Genomic DNA, 18,458 nt, shown 5'->3' with positions numbered 1-18,458 from the left:
TTATCGCTGACGCCATGCTGACCTCCATTCTCGTGATGACCGGGATCGCCATCGTGCTGGGCGCGGCACTTGGCTACGCCTCGATCCGTTTCAAGGTCGAGGGGGACCCGCTCGTCGAAAAGATCGACGCGATCCTCCCGCAGACGCAATGCGGCCAATGCGGCTACCCGGGCTGCAAGCCCTACGCACAGGCGATTTCGAACGGCGAGGCGGATATCAACCAGTGCCCGCCGGGGGGCGAAGAAGGAATCCGCAAGCTCGCCGACCTGCTCGGGCGGGAATTCAAGCCGCTGTCGGCGGAACATGGCGTCGAGAAACCCAAGGCGGTCGCGCTGATCGACGAAGATCTCTGTATCGGCTGCACATTGTGCATGCAGGCCTGCCCGGTGGATGCGATCGTCGGCGCAGCGAAGCAGATGCATACCGTCGTCGAACCGCTGTGCACCGGTTGCGAACTGTGCGTAGCGCCCTGCCCGGTCGATTGCATCTCGATGGAGCCGGTGCGCGAGACGGTCGAGACATGGAAATGGAAGTATCCGGTAATCGAATTGAGGCCCGCCGCATGATCGGCCGTCTCTTCGGTTTCAGGGGCGGCATCAAGCCCGAATCCCACAAGACGGAGTCTTCGGATACGCCGATCGCTGTGGCGTCGATGCCGCGGCGCCTGGTGATTCCCTTGCGCCAAAGTCCGCGTTCGGCGGCGCGATGTCTGGTCGAACCGGGCCAGAAGGTGCTGAAGGGCGAACGCGTCGGCGAGGGCGAAGGCCTGCTCGGCACGGGCGTGCATGCCTCCACATCGGGAACGGTCCTTGAAATCGCCGAATACCCGATGGCCCATGCGTCGGGCCTGACGACCTTGTCGGTCGTGATCGAGCCGGACGGCGAGGATCGCTGGATCGACCATGCGCCCTTCGACTATCGCGCCAACTCGCGCGAGGCCGCCCTCGCCTTCCTTCGCGGCTGCGGCATCGCGGGGCTCGGCGGAGCCACCTTCCCGACGCACGTCAAACTGGGCACGGGAACGGGTATCGATACGCTCGTGATCAACGGCGCGGAGTGCGAGCCGTGGATCACCTGCGACGACCGCTTGATGCGCGAGCGCGCGGCCCAGGTGCTGTCCGGCGCGATGCTCCTGCGGGATCTTATCGGCGCGCGCCGGATCCTGATCGGCATCGAGGACAACAAGCCGGATGCGATCGCGGCGATGCGCGAGGCGGCAGGCAGCGGCGAAGGCATCGCAATCGTTCCGGTGCCGACGCTCTACCCTGCGGGCGGGGAAAAGCAGCTCATTCGCGTGCTGACCGGGATCGCGATCCCCCACGGCAAGTTGGGACCGGAGTTCGGCGTGCAATGCTTCAACGTCGGGACCGCGTACGCCGTTCATCGCGCCATCCGCCACGGCGAACCCCTCCTTTCGCGCATCGTGACCCTGACCGGCAACGTCGTTCGACCAGGCAACCGCGAAGTCCTGCTCGGGACACCGGTCGACGAACTGCTCGCACTGGCGGACCCCAAGGACGACACCGACCGCTACATCATGGGCGGGCCGATGATGGGCTTCACGCTGGCGAGCACGGCCGTACCGGTCACCAAGGGCGCCAACTGCATCATCGCCGCGTCGCCTGCGCTGTTCCCGCCCCCGCCGCCGGAACAGCCCTGCATCCGATGCGGGGAGTGCGCGCGCGCCTGCCCGGCGGACCTCCAGCCTTTCGAGCTGTACTGGTTCTCGCGGTCGAAGAATTTCGGCAAGGCGCAGGAATACCATCTGTTCGACTGCATCGAATGCGGCTGCTGCGCCTACGTCTGCCCCTCGCACATTCCGCTCGTCGACTATTTCCGCTTTGCCAAGGGCGAGATCTGGTCGCGCGAACGAAGCACGACCGCCGCCGACCAGGCCCGAGACCGTTTCGAATTCCGCAACTTCCGCCAGCAGCGCGAGAAGGAGGAAAAGGCGGCGAAACTCGCAGCCAAGGCGGCAGAGACCCGGGCGAAACCGGCGGAGACAGCGCAGCTGGCAGAAACGCCAGCTTCGGCAGCCGAGGATCCGAAGAAGGCGCTGATTGCAGCTGCGTTGGCGCGCGCCAAGCAACAAAAGGCGGCAATTGCACCGCGCAACACTGCCGATCTGAGCGCCGAGACCCAGGCCAAGATCGCTGAGATCGATGCTCGACGGGAAAAACCGAATCCGCAGGACACGAGTCCTGCCTCCTGACATGATGCAATCGCCTTACGTCCGCAAACCGGCAAGCGTCACGAGCGTCATGCTCGCCGTGCTGCTTGCCCTGCTCCCCGCCATCGCCCTCTATGTCTGGCAGCTCGGCGCCATCGTGCTGGTGAATCTGCTGCTTGCGACGATTGCCGCGCTCGTCGGCGAAGCCTTGGTGCTCAAGCTTCGCGGACGGCCGCTCGCACCCGCCTTGTCCGATCTGTCGGCGGTCGTCACGGCCTGGCTGGTCGTGCTGAGTTTTCCGCCGATCCTGCCTTGGTGGGGGACCGTTCTCGGGGTGCTGATCGCCATCGTGGCGGTCAAGCAGCTTTACGGCGGACTGGGGCAGAACCCGTTCAATCCGGCGATGGTGGCCTTTTGCGCGATGATCGTGGCGTTTCCGTCGCTGATGTCTCAATGGCCCGGCGTCGGACAACTCGATTTCGCCACTCAGCTCCATCTCGTGCTGGGAGGCGAGCGTCAGCTCGACGCGATCACCGGCGCGACGGCGCTGGATGCGATGCGGACCGGCCTGCGCTCGGGCGGCGGCACCGTTGCCACCATTCTTTCCGAAAAGGCCTTCGGCCAGTTCGGAAGCCGTGGATGGGAATGGCTCTCGCTCGGGTATCTTGTCGGCGGACTCTTTCTCCTGGCCCGACGGATCATCACCTGGCACATGCCGGTCGCCTTCCTCGCGACGCTTGCGCTCATCGCGGGCGCGTTCTGGCTGGCCAATCCGGGGCAGTTCCCGTCACCACTCTTCCATCTGGCGAGCGGGGGCACGATGCTGGCGGCCTTCTTCATCGTGACGGACCCGGTCTCCGGCGCGACGACGCCGCGCGGCAAACTGATCTTCGCGGCCGGCATCGCGATCCTGACCTATTTGATCCGCGCGTTCGGTGCCTTCCCGGACGGGATTGCCTTCGCCGTCCTGCTGATGAACATCTGCGTTCCACTGATCGACATGAAGACGCAACCGCCGGTATTCGGCCACCGCGAGGACAAGGCGCGATGAGCGAACGCTACACCGCCGGCCGGACCTCGGCACGGACCGCAAGCATCCTGGTGCTATTCACGATCGCCTTCACCGCACCGATGGCCGCGACCTACAACGCCACGCGGCCGGCAATCGAAGCGTCCGCGCAGGAAGGCAAGATGCGGCTGATCAACGAGGTGCTGCCGCCATCCACCTACGATAACGCGCTGCTCGACGACTACGTCACGCTCGGACCGACGCCGCAGCTCGGCCTCGATCAGGGCGGACGGGTGTATCGCGCGCGACGTGGCGGCGCTCCTGCCGCTCTGGTCCTCGAAACGATCGCGACCGACGGCTACGCGGGACGCATCCAGCTCGTCGTCGCCGTGGCAGCCGAAGGGACGCTGAGCGGCGTTCGGGTCGTCACGCACAAGGAAACGCCGGGCCTTGGCGACTACATCGATCCACGCAAGGACCGGAGCAAGGACAAGCCCTGGATCGGGCAGTTCGCGGGCCTCTCGCTGGATGGAGTGGGCCCGGAGAAATGGTCGCTTGGCAAGGATGGGGGCGCTTTCGCCTATCGGGTCGGAGCGACCATCAGCGCGCGCGCGGTGACGAACGCCACGCGGCGGGCGCTGGAGTTCGCCCGCACGCATCGGGATGCACTGTTCGCCGCTCAACCGGGCGCGACACTCTGACGAAGGATCTTCGCGATGAATCTCGAACGCTTTCGTGAAAGTGCCTGGAACGGCCTGTGGCGGCAGAACACGGGCCTGGTGCAGTTGTTGGGCCTGTGTCCGATCCTTGCGATCAGCACCAGCGTGGTCAATGCGACGAGCCTTGGCCTCGCGACGGTGCTGGTGATGGCAATGTCCAACCTCGCCGTGGCCTCGCTGCGCAATCTCATCCCCTACGAGATCCGCATTCCGGTATTCATCCTGATCATCGCGTCCCTCACGACGATGGTCGACCTGGCCTTCAACGCCTACTTCCATGACCTGTATCTCGTGCTCGGCATCTTCATCCCGCTGATCGTCACGAACTGCATCGTGCTCGCGCGCGTGGAAGCCTTCGCGGCCAAGAACGATCCGCTCTCCTCGACCGTCGACGGCGTCATGATGGGACTGGGCCTCGTCTGCCTGCTGGCCGTGCTCGGCGGGCTGCGCGAGCTCGCGGGCAACGGAACACTGTTCGCCGGCATCGAGATGATCGTCCCCGGGGCCTCGGCGATTGCCGTATTGGGCAAGGACTATCCGGGCTTCCTGATCGCGATCCTGCCGCCCGGTGCGTTCTTCACGCTCGGATGCCTGATCGCCCTCTCCAACTGGATCCGCAGCCGCGCGGCACAGCGCAAAGCGGCCGGCCCGGGAACCGACGATCGCAGCCTCGCGACCGCCAAGGCTGCTTCGTGAGCCGCCGATGACGATGAAGCGCGACGCCATTCGCGAATTCTTCCGCCGGCTTGCCGAGGCGAATCCGACGCCGACCACGGAACTGGAATTCGGCACGCCCTTCCAGTTGCTGGTGGCTGTCGTGCTGTCGGCGCAGGCGACGGACAAGAGCGTCAATCTGGCTACGCGCGGCCTGTTCGCCGCCGCGCCGACGCCGGAAGAGATGATCACGCTGGGCGAGGAAGGCGTCGCGAGCCATATCAAGACGATCGGCCTGTACCGCAACAAGGCGAAGAACGTCGTCGCGCTGTCGCGCCTGCTGCTGGAACGCCACGCCGGCGAAGTCCCCGCCAACCGCGAAGCACTCGAAGCCCTGCCGGGAGTCGGGCGCAAGACCGCGAACGTCGTGCTCAACACGGTGTTCCGTCAGCCGGTGATGGCCGTCGACACCCATATCTTCCGAGTCGCCAACCGCACGGGGCTGGCGCCGGGCAAGGACGTACTGGCCGTCGAGGAGGCGCTGATGAAACGGGTGCCGAAGGAGTACCTGCTCGACGCCCACCACTGGCTGATCCTACACGGCCGTTACGTGTGCACAGCCCGCAAGCCGCGCTGCCCGGAATGTGTTGTACGCGACCTGTGCGAATTCCGGGACAAGACCGCCTGACCCATCATCAACCGAGGGAACAATGTTCAATCCAACCCGCGATGAAGTCCGGAAATTCTTCATCGAAAGCTGGCGCAAGTATCGCGCCCAGGAAGTGCAGACGCCGCTCGAGCACATGGCGACCGACCTGATCCAGCTGCATCCCGAATACCACGCGCTGCTCGATGACCCCGATTCGGTCGCAAGGGAGTTTTCGCCTGACGACGGCCAGATCAACCCCTTCCTCCACCTGTCACTGCATCTGGCAATCGCCGAGCAGTTGTCGATCGACCAGCCGCCTGGGCTGCGCGCCGCGTTTGAAGCCTGCCTGCGGCAGCGGGACGACCAGCACCAGGCGCTGCACGACGTGCTTGAGTGTCTCGGCGAAACCATGTTCAACGCACAGCGCAACAACGCCCAGCCGGACGGCCAGGCCTATGTAAGCTGCGTACTGCGTCGCGCCCGCTGATACCCAAGGTGAGCAAGGCGAACCACTTCGCATTGGACCCGCACTACAATGACAGCATAGTCGGAGCGCCAGCCCCGCCTTGACCTGACCGGGAGCCCAGATGCAAGTCCCGCCCATGCCGCCCGACGAAGCGCAGCGCCAGGAGGCCCTGCGCACGCTGGACTTGCTCGACACACCGCCCGAGGAGCGCTTCGACCGGATCACGCGGATCGCGCGGCGACTTTTCGACGTGCCCATCGCGCTGGTCAGTCTCATCGACCACGACCGCCAGTGGTTCAAGTCCCGCCAGGGACTGGACGCGACCGAAACGCCGCGCGACATCTCGTTTTGCGGCCACACGATCCTGGCACCGGACATCTTCGAGGTTCCGGACGCCTTTGACGACCCTCGCTTCGCGGACAACCCGCTGGTCGCAGGGCCTCCGAACATCCGTTTCTACGCCGCGGCGCCGCTTTCCACCCAGGACGGTTACCGCGTCGGAACACTCTGCCTGATCGGCTGCGCGCCGCGTCGCCTCGACGCCGAAGAACGCGCGCTGTTGCGCGACCTGGGCAATCTCGTACAGGGCGAATTCGGCCGCACCCGCCTCGAAGAAGCGATCGGCGCGCTGCGTGGCCACGAAGAGCGGCTGCGGGCGATCGTGAATACCGCCAACGACGGAATCATCACGATCGGCGAAGGCGGCATCGTCGAATCCTTCAATCCGGCCGGCGCGACCATCTTCGGCTACGAGCCCGCCGAGGTCATCGGCCGCAACGTCAACATGCTGATGCCGGAACCGTTTCGCAGCGAACACGACGGCTATATCCGCCGACTGATCAGGACCCGCGTGCCGCACGTGATCGGAACCGGGCGCGAAGTGGTCGGCCGGCGCAAGGATGGCACGGAATTTCCGATGGATCTCTCGGTCAGCGAGTCCGTGCTCGGGGAGCATCGATTCTTCACGGGCATCGTGCGCGACATCAGCGCGCGCAAGGAGGCCGAGCGCATCAAGAAGGAATTCATCTCGACGATCAGCCACGAACTGCGCACGCCGCTGACGTCGATCCGCGGCTCGCTCGGTTTGATCGCCGGCGGGCTGGCCGGGGCGCTGCCGCCGCAGGCCGCCAGGCTCATCGACGTCGCTCACCGGAACAGCGAACGGCTCGTGCGGCTGATCAACGACATCCTCGACATCGACAAGGTCGAGTCCGGAAAGATGAATTTCGCCTTCGGTGCGCAGCCGCTGCTTCCGCTGATCCGGCAGGCGATCGAGGCCAATCGGGCCTATGCGGAAGAGCTCGGCGTGAAAATCGAACTGACCGGCGACCCGACCGAAGCCAGCGTTTACGCAGACCCCGACCGTCTGGCACAAGTCCTTGCCAACCTGTTATCAAACGCCGCCAAGTTCTCGCCTCCGGGCAGCACGGTGGAAGTTTCGTTGGAGCGATGTAAGGGCTCGGCCCGGGTGAGCGTCCGCGACCGGGGCCCGGGTGTCCCCGACACCTTCCGCGAGCGCATCTTCGAGAAATTCTCCCAGGCGGATGCCTCGAACACGCGCCAGAAGGGTGGCAGCGGGCTGGGATTGGCCATCACGCGCTCGCTCATCGAAGGGATGGGCGGACGCATCGGCTACGACAGCTCCAGCAGCGGAGCGTGCTTCTGGTTTGAACTGGCCGCCCTGCCCCACAACGAGCCCTTCGGCGACAAAGGCGGCGAGGACGCCTCGCGCATCCTCATCTGCGAAGACGATCCGGACGCCGCAGCGCTGATCCGTTACATGCTCGAGGAAGCCGGGTATCGCGCCGACATTGCGGTCGACGCCGAGCACGCCAGGCGGATGCTGGCCGGCAACCACTACGACGCGATGACCCTCGACATCGCCCTTCCCGACCAGGACGGCATCGCCCTGATCCGGGAGTTGCGCGACATCGAAGCGCTTCACCACTTGCCCATCGTTGTCGTTTCCGCACGCGCGGACGAGGGCAAGGCCCGCCTGGGAGGCGGAATGGCCGTTGCGGACTGGCTGCAGAAGCCGATCGACCAACAACGGCTGCTACGAGTCCTGCGCAGCAGCGTGAGCACGGACGCGATCCGCGAAAGGCAGGCGGACAGCCCGCCGGCGCGGCAAAGAATCCTGCACATCGAGGACGATGCGGACGTCTTTAGCTTCATCTCCGAGCTGGCCAAGGACCTGGCGGACTTCGACCACGCTCCCGACCTCGATACCGCCCACCGCAAGCTGGCCGAACACGTCTACGATCTGGTCATCCTCGACTTCGCCCTACCGGACGGCTCGGGGTGGGAGCTCCTGCCGCTGATCTCCGCACAGACCCCACCGCCGCGCATTGTCGTCTTTTCGGCAAGCGACGTTTCGCAATACGACGCGCAACATTTTGCGGCCTGTCTGGTCAAGTCGAATACGGACAATGCACGCCTGCTCGGAACCTTGCAGGCGCAGATCCTCCAGAGTCTTCCTTCGGTGACGCGAAATGAGCATGAAGAACCTCAAGAAGATTCTCTACGTTGAAGACGAGCCGGACATCCGGCTGATCGCCGTGATGGCACTCGAATCGCTGGGTGGCTTCACGTTGGAGTCGTGCGAATCCGGTCGCGAAGCGGTCGCGAAGGCGCCGGAGTTTTCGCCGGATCTGTTGCTGCTCGACGTCATGATGCCGGGCATGGACGGGCCGACGACATTGCTCGCGCTGCGCGACCTGCCCGGTCTCGCCGACACGCCCGCGGTGTTCATGACCGCAAAGGTCCAGTCTCAGGAAATCGACGAATATCTCGAGCTGGGTGCCGTCGACGTCATTGCCAAGCCCTTCGATCCGATGACTCTTGCCGCCCGGATAGAAGACATCTGGCGGCGCGCCCAGGAGCAATGAACCATGGCAGACGATCTCCTCGCCGCGAAGATCGCCGTCCTCCAGCGGGCTTTCGTCGTGCAGCTTCCCGAGCGCATTCGGGCGCTCGACGACGCGCTGGCCAAGCTGGGACAGGACGAGGAAAGCGTGAAGGCCGTCCATGTGATCGTGCATAGCCTCGCCGGCGCCGGGGCCACCTTCGGCTGCCCCGAGGTCAGCACCGCGGCACGCGAGATGGAGCAAGCAATGTTTCCGAGCGGCATCGGCCATTCGAAGTTCGACCTCGCCGTGCATGCCCGTCTCCCCGCCCTCGTGGCAGCGCTCAAAGCCGCTGCGGAGCGGGCCGTTGCAGAAGACCCGCAATCGGGGCAGCCATGACCGTCGAAGGACTGCCCGTATTGAAGGTGCTGCTCGTCGAAGACGACCCGCTTCAAAGCGCGAGGACGGTCGCCCTCCTCGAGCACCTCGGCCAGCAGGTCCTGCTCGCATGCGACGGCGCCCGGGCCATCGATCGCTTCCGCAGCGAGAGTCCGGACCTCATCCTGATGGATGTCCTGCTACCCGGCCCGAACGGCTTCGAGACGACGCGCCGCATCAAGGAGATTGCCGGCGCACACTGGGTTCCCGTGATCTACCTGACCGTACTCGGTAGCCACGGCAACCTCGTCGAAGGATTGCTCGCGGGCGGCGACGATTACCTGATCAAGCCGGTCGGCCTGGAGATCCTCGAAGCCAAGCTCCGCTCAGTGTTTCGCACGCTGAAGCTGTATCGCGCCCTCGAGGAGTCACGCGACAATCTGGAAAGCGCGAACGCGGCCCTCCAGCATGCGAATCGCGAGCTCGAAACCTTCACCTACGCCGTCGCCCATGACCTGAAGTCGCCGCTGCGGGCGATCAATGGCTACAGCACGCTGCTCGCGTCGACGGAGACCTCGACGCTCTCCGCCGAGGGGCGCGAATACCTGCGCAAGATCGTCGAGGGCACCGAATACATGGGGCGCCTGATCGACGACCTGCTCGAGTACTCAAGACTCGAACGGGGCTCGATGAATTTCGAGCGACTCGACGTGGCGCGCCTCGCCGAAGCCCTTCACGCGGAATTCCGCGCCGAACTGGACCAGCGCGATGCGCGCATCAGAACCAATATCGCTTCACGCGAGGTCACCGCCGACCGCAACGCGCTGACCCAGGCGCTGCGCAATCTCCTGTCCAACGCGCTGAAGTTTGCCGCCGCCGGAAGGCCGCTCGAAATCGAAATCGGGGCGCGGACGGAAGACGCCTGCCACCATCTATGGGTCCGCGACAACGGTATCGGCTTCGACATGCGGCACCATGACCGCATCTTCGATATTTTCGAACGCCTGCATCGCAGCGAGGATTACCCGGGCACCGGGGTCGGCCTCGCCATCGTGCGCAAAGCGATGCAGCGCATGGGCGGGCGCAGTTGGGGCTCGAGCAGTCCCGGCCAGGGCGCCACCTTCCATCTCCAGTGGCCGGAATCGCAAGGCCCAGCTGCAACGCACCCGCGTCGCGAATGAGAACAGCCCATAGGCCCTATAATCGGAATTCGCCAACTGGAGGAATTCCGCGATGCGCTTCGAAGGCTCCCGGGACTATGTCGCCACCCCTGACCTGATGCTTGCCGTCAATGCGGCGATCAAGCTGCAACGGCCGCTTCTGATCAAGGGCGAACCCGGCACCGGCAAGACGATGCTTGCAGAGGAAGTCGCGAGCGCACTCGGCCTTCCGCTGCTCCAGTGGCACATCAAGTCGACGACCAAGGCCCAGCAGGGCTTGTATGAATACGACGCCGTGTCGCGGCTGCGCGACTCCCAACTCGGCGACGATCGCGTCAAGGACATCGCCAATTACATCGTCAAGGGCGTGCTCTGGCAGGCCTTCGAATCGGAGACGCCGTGCGTGGTGCTGATCGACGAGGTCGACAAGGCGGACATCGAATTTCCGAACGACCTGCTGCGCGAACTCGACCGCATGGAGTTCCACGTCTACGAGACGCGGCAGACCGTACAGGCACGCCATCGTCCGATCGTCTTCATCACGTCGAACAACGAAAAGGAATTGCCGGACGCCTTCCTGCGGCGCTGCTTCTTCCACTACATCCGCTTCCCCGACCGTGAGACGATGCAGCGCATCGTGGACGTGCATTTCCCCGACCTCGGCCAAGAGCTGCTGCGCGAAGCGCTGGAAGTCTTCTTCGGCCTGCGGGACGTGCCGGGCCTGAAGAAGAAACCGTCGACCTCGGAACTGATCGACTGGCTGAAGCTGCTGATCGCCGAAGAGATTCCGCCCGCCACACTGGGCACCGAAGGCAAGCAGGCTGGCGTGCCGCCGCTCGCGGGAGCCCTGCTGAAGAACGAGCAAGACCTCCACCTCTTCGAGCGGCTCGTCTACATGGCCCGCCAGAATCGCTGACGATTGGTTTTCAGACGATGTTGTCCCGCATCCTGTCCGCGCTGAAAGGTGCATTTTCCGGTCGCGACGAAGGCAGGGAGGCCGCCGACCGCAAGCACTTCGACGAGCTGAATCGTCAGGCGCCCATTCGCAATCCGGGCACTCCGGCCGCTCCGGCCCCGGTTCAAACACGTCCCGCGACCGCCCCAGCCCCCGAAATTGACGGATTCCTCTGCCGGGAGTCGGTTCTCGGCCGAGACCAGCGCGTCGCGGGCTACCAGTTCATGCTGCACGAAGGCACGCGGAACCGCATCCGCGCACGTGGCCGCCGCATCCAGCACGTCTACGCCGAGGTCCTCGCGCGAAACCTCGCCAACGCCGACATCGGCCGCCTGCTCGGGCACCGTACGGCATTCCTCGACGTACCCGATTCCTTTCTCGATCACGCGTCCATCCTCGACCTTCCACCCCGCAACACGGCACTGGTCGTAACCGCCATTCCCGAAGAAGACGGCGCGCCGGCACTCGTCGATCTGCTCGCCTCCACGCGCTCCTTGCGCAAGGCGGGTTACCGCATCGGCCTGCGGGCGGAACAACTCGACGATGATCGGGCGGCCCTGCTGGCCGAATGCGATTACATTGTCGTGCAGGCCGCGGCATCCGAACCCGAACAACTCAAACAATCGGTGCACCGCTTGAGGAAGGCCGCTTCGAAGGCCGAACTTGTCGCACGCAATCTTCCCAGCCAGGACGACTTCCAGCTGTGCCACACGCTGGGGGCGGCCCTCTTCCAGGGGCCGTTCGTCACCAGCCGACAGGACTGGCACGGCAACCGCCTCGGGCCGAATACGGCGCGGCTGGCGCAACTCATCTCCGGCCTTCGCGGCAATGCAGATACGCGGGAACTGGTGAACCTGCTGAAACAGGATGCGGCACTGTCGCTGCGCCTGATGCGCTACATCAATTCCGCGGCCGTGGGATTGGCGAAGGAGATCACGTCGATCGAAGGCGCGATCCTGCAACTCGGGCGGGAAAAGCTCTATCGCTGGCTGATGCTGCTGCTCTATGGCGCCGACAAGGGCGGCTCGCCCCGCGCCGCTGCAGCGCTCGAAAACGCCCTCGTGCGGGCGCGCCTGATGGAACTGCTGGGCGAGGGCCGCCCACCGGCACAACGCGACGCGCTCTACCTCGTCGGCCTGCTGTCGCTTGTCGACGTCATCCTGGAAGTCCCGATGGCCGAGGCGATCGCCTCGCTGTCGCCCGCCCCCGAAATCGAGGCCGCGGTGCTGCGGGACGAAGGTCCGATGGCGGACCTCCTGCAACTTGCGATTGCCTGCGAGAACGGCGATCCGGAGACGCTCAGGAGCGCCGCCGAACGCTGCGGCATCGGACCGGACACTGCCACGCGCCGCCATCTGGACGCATTCTCCTGGGCGCTCGAAGTCAACGCCTAGCCAGCCCGAAACCGGGAGCGATACCCATGCTGATCGACTTCTTCCTGCATCTCAAGGCTTCCAAACTGCCGGTGTCGACACGCGAGTTCCTGACCTTGCTCGAAGGGCTGCGCGACGGTGTGTGCGGGCCGGACATCGATGCGTTCTATTACTTCGCACGCACCTGCCTTGTGAAGGACGAATCGCGCTACGACCGATTCGATCAGGCCTTCGCGGCCTACTTCAAGGGCGTCAGCGAAATTCCCGGGCTGGAGACCGAACTGCCGGAAGAATGGCTGCGCGCGATGATGAAGCGCCATCTGACGCCGGAACAGAAGGCCCAGCTCGAAAAGCTCGGCTGGGACAAGCTGATGGACGAGTTGCGCAAGCGCCTGGAGGAGCAGAAAGGGCGCCACCAGGGCGGTTCCAAGTGGATTGGCACCGGCGGCAGTTCGCCGTTCGGCAACGGCGGTTATCACCCCGAGGGCATCCGGATCGGCGGCGAGTCGGCCGGCAACCGGACCGCGATCAAGGTCTGGGAGAAGCGCGAATTCCGCAATCTCGACGATGCGGTGGAACTCGGAACGCGCAACATCAAGGTCGCCTTGCGGCGCCTGCGCCGATTCGCGCGCGAAGGCGCGGCCGAGGAACTCGATCTGGACGGCACCATCGCCGCCACTGCGCGCAACGCGGGCTGGCTAGACCTGCTGATGCGCCCGGAGCGCCACAACGCAGTCAAGGTGCTGCTGTTCCTGGACATCGGCGGTTCGATGGACGACCACGTGAAGGCGTGCGAAGAGCTGTTCTCGGCTTGCCGCAGCGAGTTCAAGCATCTCGAGCACTTCTACTTCCACAACTGCGTGTACGAGGGCGTGTGGCGCGACAACCGCCGCCGCTTCAGCGAAACGGTGCCGGTGCTCGATCTGATCCACAAATACGGACCGGACTACAAGCTGATCTTCGTCGGCGACGCGACGATGAGCCCCTACGAGATCCTGCACCAGCACGGCTCGATCGAACACATGAATAAGGAACCGGGCGCGGCCTGGCTGCGGCGCCTGCTCGACGCGTGGCCGGCGGCGGCGTGGCTGAATCCGGAACCGGAACGGCTGTGGGCCTATCGCCAGTCGATCGAGATCATCAACCGGATCATGGGCGAACGAATGTATCCGATGACGCTCGACGGCCTGGAACGGGCCATGCGGCAATTATCGAAAAAGGTCTGAGCTACTCCGCAAACGGCAAGGGCTGCATGCCGAAGCCCTCGTCCAGCCCCTTGATCTGCTGCAGCAGCCCGTCGAGTTCGTCCTGCAGGCGCCCGAGCGACTCGCCATCGAGCAGGCGCAGCGCTTCCGGCAGAACGCCCCGCGCGGGCGACGGCGCTCGTGCAAGCAGATCCCGCCCCGCCTCGGTCAGCGACAAGCGGACGACGCGCTGGTCGGCGCTCGTGCGCTCCTTCACGACAAGGCCGCTCGATTCGAGCTTGTCGATCATGTTCGACGCTGTCGACTGATGCAGTGCCATCCGGGTCGCCAGTTCCCCGACACGTAAGCCCGGCGCCTCGGAAAGTTCCTGCAAAGCCCATAGCTGCGCGCCGGTGACGCCGCTCTGGCGCTCGATCCACTGCGAATGCCGTTGCGCGGTGCGGATCAGTACGCGGAAACGCTGCAGCACGGATAGCGGAGTGACCGGCGTGATCGGCACCGCAGGCGTGTCCGGGTCAGAGACGTGAGGCTGAGGCATGAATGGCGGCTCCCGATATGTTCTTAAAAAATACTTTTCGACAATTGTTTATTGCTCTCGGTGTCGCGTATCGTAACGGAAAGTTGCATGTCCCAACACCCGGCGCGTCACAGCGCAGTCGATCCAGGAATGACCTGTGCAACCTGCTCCGCCCGCCGAACCGCCGCCACGTCCCCGCACGCCATTTCGATTGCTTGCCCGCAGCGGGCGCCGTCACGCGATTCCCTGGCTGTCGGTGAAACGCTGGCGCCGACGCTTGCTGCTGGTCGGAGCGGCGCTGCTGGCGGGACTGGTCGCGATCCTGTTCGCCCTCGGCGCCGAATTAGCGATCGCTACCCACACCGACATCCTGCGGGTATCGCCCTCGCTGTCGCTCCTGCTCGCTCCGGCGGGTTTCGCCGCGATGGCTTGGCTTTCGCGGAATCATTTTCGCGGCACCCAGGGCAGCGGCATTCCGCAGGCGATCGCAGCAGCCGACAGCAATGACCCGGCTGTCCGCGGGCAGCTCCTTTCCTTGCGGCTCGCATTCGCGAAGGTCGCCCTGACGCTAGGGGGCTTGCTCGCAGGTGCTTCGATCGGTCGCGAAGGGCCGTCAGTGCAGGTCGGCGCAGCGGTGCTGCACAGTCTGGCGGGGCGCCGTTTCGGCCGCATCGCGTCGAGCCGTAACCTGATCGTCGCGGGCGGAGCGGCGGGCGTCGCGGCAGCCTTCAATACGCCGCTCGGCGGCATCATGTTCGCGATCGAGGAAATGTGCCGCCACCACGCTTTTCGCGCGAACAGCACGACGCTGACGGCGGTCATCTTCTCAGGCTTGATGTCGCTCGCGCTGCTCGGCAACTACACCTATTTCGGCCGCACGCCCGCCACACTGGCGTGGCCGACCGTCATCTGGGCAGTCGCGGCATGCGGCGCCCTCGGCGGCGCATTGGGCGGCGCGTTCAGCCGCCTGCTGATCGCCTCGTCGCGAGGACTTCCCGGGCGCATCGGGGAGTTCGCGCGGGCGCGGCCGGTCGCATTTGCGGCGCTGTGCGGACTGGGAACTGCGCTCCTCGGCCTCGCCACCGGCGGTCTGACCGATGGCACCGGCTATGCGGAATCGAAAGCGGCACTCGAAGGAACGGCCGGACTTCCTCTTTATTTCTTTGCGGCGAAGATGCTCGCGATCTGGATGGCCTTCCTCAGCGGAATTCCGGGCGGTGTTTTCGCCCCGGCGCTCGCCGCCGGCGCCGGGGTCGGCACCCTTGTCGCCCACCTGTTGGAGCCCGCGCCGGAAGCCCCGATCCTCGTACTGGGGATGGTCGCCTTCCTGTCCGCGATGACGCGCGCGCCGATCACGTCCTTCGTCATCGTGATGGAGATGACGGCAAACCACGAGATGCTGTTGCCGCTGATGGCGACGTCGCTGATCGCGCACGGAGTATCCCGATCGATCTCGCCGCTTGCGCTATATGACGCATTGGCCACCGCGACACTTCGACGCACAACGGTCGAAGTCCTTTCCGCGGCTACGCCGCGAGTCCAGCAGCAGCCAGCCCCGTAAACGCAAAACCGCCCGCAAGAGCGGGCGGTTTTGCGTTCGATGGAGGAAGAAGGTCAGTTGCCGCTCATCGCCATCATCAGCTGGTTGATGCGCTTGACGAAAGTCGCCGGGTCGTCGAGCGTGCCGCCTTCGGCGAGCAGCGCCTGGTCGAAGAGCACCGCCGCCCAGTCATCGAATTGCTTTTCCTCGTACTTGAGGCGCATCACGGCCGGGTGGTTCGGGTTGATCTCGAGGATCGGCTTCGACACCGGTGCCTGCTGGCCGGCGGCCTTCAGGATGCGGGAGAGGTTCATCCCCATGTCGTGCTCGTCGGCGACTAGGCAGGCCGGCGAATCGGTCAGGCGGTGCGTGACGCGCACGTCCTTGACGCGCTCGCCGAGGCTCGCTTTCATCTTCTCGAGCAGCTCCTTGTACTCGTCGGCGGCCTTCTCGGCTTCCTTCTTCTCTGCTTCATCCTCGAGGCTGCCCAGATCGAGGCCGCCCTTCGCGACGGAGACGAGCTGCTTGTCGGCGAATTCGGTCAGGTTGCCGATGACCCACTCGTCGACACGGTCGGAGAGCAGCAGCACTTCGATGCCCTTCTTGCGGAAGATTTCGAGGTGCGGGCTGTTCTTCGCGGCGTTGAAGGTTTCGGCGGTGACGTAGTAGATCTTGTCCTGACCTTCCTTCATGCGGCCGATGTAGTCGGCGAGCGACACGGTCTCGTCCGGCGTGTCGGCGTGCGTCGAGGCGAAGCGCAGCAGGCCCGCGATCTTTTCCTTGTTGGCGTGGTCCTCGCCGACGCCTTCCTTCAGCACCTTGCCGAATTCCTTCCAGAAGGTCGCGTACTTCTCCTTCTCGGCGGCGTCTTCGCTCGTCGCGAGATCTTCGAGCATGCCCAGCACCTTCTTCGTGCAGCCGGCTCGGATGGTGTCGATGTCCTTGCTTTCCTGCAGGATTTCGCGCGAAACGTTGAGCGGCAGATCGCTCGAATCGACGACGCCGCGCACGAAGCGCAGATACATCGGCATCAGCTTCTCGGCGTCATCCATGATGAAGACGCGCTTCACGTACAGCTTGATGCCGTGGCGGGCGTTGCGGTCCCACATGTCGAACGGGGCGTGCGACGGGACGTACAGCAGCTGCGTGTACTCGTGGCGGCCTTCGACGCGGGCGTGGCTCCACGCGAGCGGCTCGTCAAAATCGTGGCCGACGTGCTTGTAGAAGGCCTTGTACTCGTCTTCGGTGATGTCGCTCTTCGAGCGCGTCCACAGCGCATTGGCCTGGTTGACGGTCTCGTCCTCGTCGGTCGTGACCTGCTCGTTCTTGTCCTTGTCCCACTCTTCCTTCTTCATCAGGATGGGCTGGACGATATGGTCCGAGTACTTGCGGATCAGGCTGCGCAGCTTCCAGCCGGAGAGGAGATCCTCCTGGCCTTCGCGCAGGTGCAGCGTGATCTCGGTGCCGCGGCCGACCTTGTCGACCGCTTCGACGGTGTATTCGCCGGCGCCCTCGCCGACCATCGAGCATTCCCACTTCACACCTTCGGCGGCGGAAAGGCCGGCGCGCCGCGTCACGACGGTGACCTTGTCGGCAACGATGAAGGCCGAGTAGAAGCCGACGCCGAACTGGCCGATCAGGTGCGCGTCCTTCTTCTGGTCGCCGGTGAGCTGCGAGAAGAACTCCTTGGTGCCGGACTTGGCAATGGTGCCGAGGTGCGCGATCGCTTCGTCGCGGCTCATGCCGATACCGTTGTCGGCAACCGTGACGGTCTTTGCCGCGGCGTCGAAGCTCACGCGGATCGCCAGGTCACCCTCACCTTCGAAGAGTTCCGGCTTGTCGAGGGCCTCGAAGCGCAGTTTGTCGCAGGCGTCCGACGCGTTCGAAATCAGCTCGCGCAGGAATATCTCGCGGTTGGAATACAGCGAGTGGATCATCAGGTGAAGCAGCTGCTTCACCTCGGCCTGGAAATTCAGGGTCTGAGCGCCGGCGGCGTGCTCGATGGTCATGGGTTGAACTCCGTGTGCGGTTAGACCGCCCTCAAATGGGAGCGGGCCCGCGGAATTTCAACCCCCGCAGAACGATTCAGACGTAGCGGACCTCGACGACTTCGATTTCGCGCTGCCCGGCCGGACTCATGAAGCGCACGACGTCGCCTTCCCGTGCCTTGAGGAGCGCGCGCGCCAGAGGCGAAATCCAGCTGATGCGGCCGGAAGTCGCATCGGCCTCGTCGACGCCGACGATCTGCCAGGTCTGCTCGCCTTCACCCGACTCGTCCTCGACATCGAGGATCGTCACCGTCGCGCCGAAGAACACCTGGTCCATGCCCTGCTGGCGCTCGGGGTCGACGACCTCGGCACTCTCGATGCGCTTGATCAGGAAGCGGATGCGCCGATCGATCTCGCGTAGGCGCTTCTTGCCATAGATGTAATCACCATTCTCCGAGCGATCGCCGTTCGACGCCGCCCAAGCGACGGTTTCGACGAGCTTGGGCCGCTCGATGCGCACGAGCTGGTCGAGCTCGACGCGCAGTGCGTCATAGCCACGACGCGTCATGTAGTTCTTGCTACCGGGGGGGAGGCGCGACGCGACGGGGATGTCGTCATCGTCGTCGGAACCGTCGTTTTCCTTAACAAATGCCTTGTTCACAGCTTCCGTCCATTGACCGAGGTTTGTGTTTCGAGCTGTGAGGGACGCTCTCCAACTCACGGGTCTTGATGCATGATAATCGACCCCTTCCCCGGAAGATGCATTGTCAATGTAACCTCTGTGTGCAGGGGAGCGTCGATTTGGGTAAAATTCAAGGTTTTCACCGGT

The 18,458-nt window shown here is 64.6% G+C and carries 18 protein-coding genes; 15 read left to right on the top strand and 3 right to left on the bottom strand.

The window, feature by feature from the left end:
• Positions 1-14 precede the first annotated feature (14 nt).
• The 14 genes from rsxB (at position 15) to AZKH_RS08815 (ending at position 13,605) form a co-directional block, all read left to right on the top strand.
• Entirely contained in the window at positions 15-566 is a 552-nt protein-coding gene (rsxB, locus tag AZKH_RS08880) for an electron transport complex subunit RsxB (protein ID WP_015435420.1), read from the top strand.
• Entirely contained in the window at positions 563-2,212 is a 1,650-nt protein-coding gene (gene rsxC, locus AZKH_RS08875; RefSeq protein ID WP_015435419.1) for an electron transport complex subunit RsxC, read from the top strand. The genes rsxB and rsxC overlap by 4 nt, the downstream gene beginning before the upstream one ends.
• A gap of 1 nt (position 2,213) precedes the next feature.
• The gene (locus AZKH_RS08870) at positions 2,214-3,221 is read left to right on the top strand and encodes an RnfABCDGE type electron transport complex subunit D (protein ID WP_015435418.1); all 1,008 of its coding nucleotides are present in this window, start codon (positions 2,214-2,216) and stop codon (positions 3,219-3,221) included.
• Positions 3,218-3,880, top strand: a complete 663-nt coding sequence (locus AZKH_RS08865; protein ID WP_015435417.1) for an RnfABCDGE type electron transport complex subunit G — start codon at positions 3,218-3,220, stop codon at positions 3,878-3,880. The genes AZKH_RS08870 and AZKH_RS08865 overlap by 4 nt, the downstream gene beginning before the upstream one ends.
• 15 nt (positions 3,881-3,895) lie before the next feature.
• Positions 3,896-4,594, top strand: coding sequence for an electron transport complex subunit E (locus AZKH_RS08860; RefSeq protein ID WP_015435416.1), 699 nt, complete (start codon positions 3,896-3,898; stop codon positions 4,592-4,594).
• 13 nt (positions 4,595-4,607) lie between these two features.
• Positions 4,608-5,240 carry an endonuclease III gene (gene nth, locus AZKH_RS08855; RefSeq protein WP_041657128.1) on the top strand — a complete coding sequence of 211 codons (633 nt, stop codon included), beginning with the start codon at positions 4,608-4,610 and terminating at the stop codon, positions 5,238-5,240.
• 22 nt (positions 5,241-5,262) lie between these two features.
• Positions 5,263-5,688 carry a DUF1841 family protein gene (locus AZKH_RS08850; RefSeq protein ID WP_015435414.1) on the top strand — a complete coding sequence of 142 codons (426 nt, stop codon included), beginning with the start codon at positions 5,263-5,265 and terminating at the stop codon, positions 5,686-5,688.
• Between the two features lie 100 nt (positions 5,689-5,788).
• Complete coding sequence (locus AZKH_RS08845; RefSeq protein ID WP_015435413.1) at positions 5,789-8,197, top strand: PAS domain S-box protein; 2,409 nt, start codon at positions 5,789-5,791, stop codon at positions 8,195-8,197.
• Positions 8,160-8,555, top strand: coding sequence for a response regulator (locus tag AZKH_RS08840; protein WP_015435412.1), 396 nt, complete (start codon positions 8,160-8,162; stop codon positions 8,553-8,555). The genes AZKH_RS08845 and AZKH_RS08840 overlap by 38 nt, the downstream gene beginning before the upstream one ends.
• A 3-nt stretch (positions 8,556-8,558) precedes the next feature.
• Positions 8,559-8,912 (top strand): Hpt domain-containing protein, encoded by a 354-nt coding sequence (locus AZKH_RS08835; RefSeq protein ID WP_015435411.1) that lies wholly within the window; start codon positions 8,559-8,561, stop codon positions 8,910-8,912.
• A complete protein-coding gene (locus tag AZKH_RS08830) occupies positions 8,909-10,072 on the top strand; it encodes an ATP-binding protein (RefSeq protein WP_015435410.1) in 1,164 nt (387 codons plus the stop codon). Before AZKH_RS08835 ends, AZKH_RS08830 begins: the two co-directional genes overlap by 4 nt.
• Before the next feature lie 52 nt (positions 10,073-10,124).
• Positions 10,125-10,967, top strand: a complete 843-nt coding sequence (locus AZKH_RS08825; RefSeq protein WP_015435409.1) for a MoxR family ATPase — start codon at positions 10,125-10,127, stop codon at positions 10,965-10,967.
• Positions 10,968-10,984: 17 nt separating this feature from the next.
• A complete protein-coding gene (locus AZKH_RS08820; RefSeq protein WP_015435408.1) occupies positions 10,985-12,400 on the top strand; it encodes an EAL and HDOD domain-containing protein in 1,416 nt (471 codons plus the stop codon).
• 26 nt (positions 12,401-12,426) lie between these two features.
• Positions 12,427-13,605 (top strand): VWA domain-containing protein, encoded by a 1,179-nt coding sequence (locus AZKH_RS08815; protein WP_015435407.1) that lies wholly within the window; start codon positions 12,427-12,429, stop codon positions 13,603-13,605.
• 1 nt (position 13,606) lies between these two features.
• On the opposite strand, the gene AZKH_RS08810 is transcribed toward AZKH_RS08815, so the two are convergent.
• Positions 13,607-14,122, bottom strand: coding sequence for a MarR family winged helix-turn-helix transcriptional regulator (locus AZKH_RS08810; RefSeq protein ID WP_015435406.1), 516 nt, complete (start codon positions 14,120-14,122; stop codon positions 13,607-13,609).
• Positions 14,123-14,312: 190 nt separating this feature from the next.
• Between AZKH_RS08810 and AZKH_RS08805 the strand changes: the two genes are divergently transcribed.
• The gene (locus AZKH_RS08805) at positions 14,313-15,662 is read left to right on the top strand and encodes a chloride channel protein (protein ID WP_015435405.1); all 1,350 of its coding nucleotides are present in this window, start codon (positions 14,313-14,315) and stop codon (positions 15,660-15,662) included.
• Positions 15,663-15,715: 53 nt separating this feature from the next.
• Here the strand turns inward: AZKH_RS08805 and htpG are convergent, their stop codons facing one another.
• Complete coding sequence (gene htpG / locus AZKH_RS08800; protein WP_015435404.1) at positions 15,716-17,650, bottom strand: molecular chaperone HtpG; 1,935 nt, start codon at positions 17,648-17,650, stop codon at positions 15,716-15,718.
• A gap of 76 nt (positions 17,651-17,726) precedes the next feature.
• Complete coding sequence (greB, locus tag AZKH_RS08795) at positions 17,727-18,290, bottom strand: transcription elongation factor GreB (RefSeq protein WP_015435403.1); 564 nt, start codon at positions 18,288-18,290, stop codon at positions 17,727-17,729.
• Positions 18,291-18,458 lie beyond the last annotated feature (168 nt).

It is taken from the genome of Azoarcus sp. KH32C (assembly GCF_000349945.1).
Lineage (GTDB): Bacteria > Pseudomonadota > Gammaproteobacteria > Burkholderiales > Rhodocyclaceae > Aromatoleum.
The sequence above is the reverse complement of the archived record's forward strand: the minus strand, read 5'-3'. Positions and strand labels throughout refer to the sequence as shown.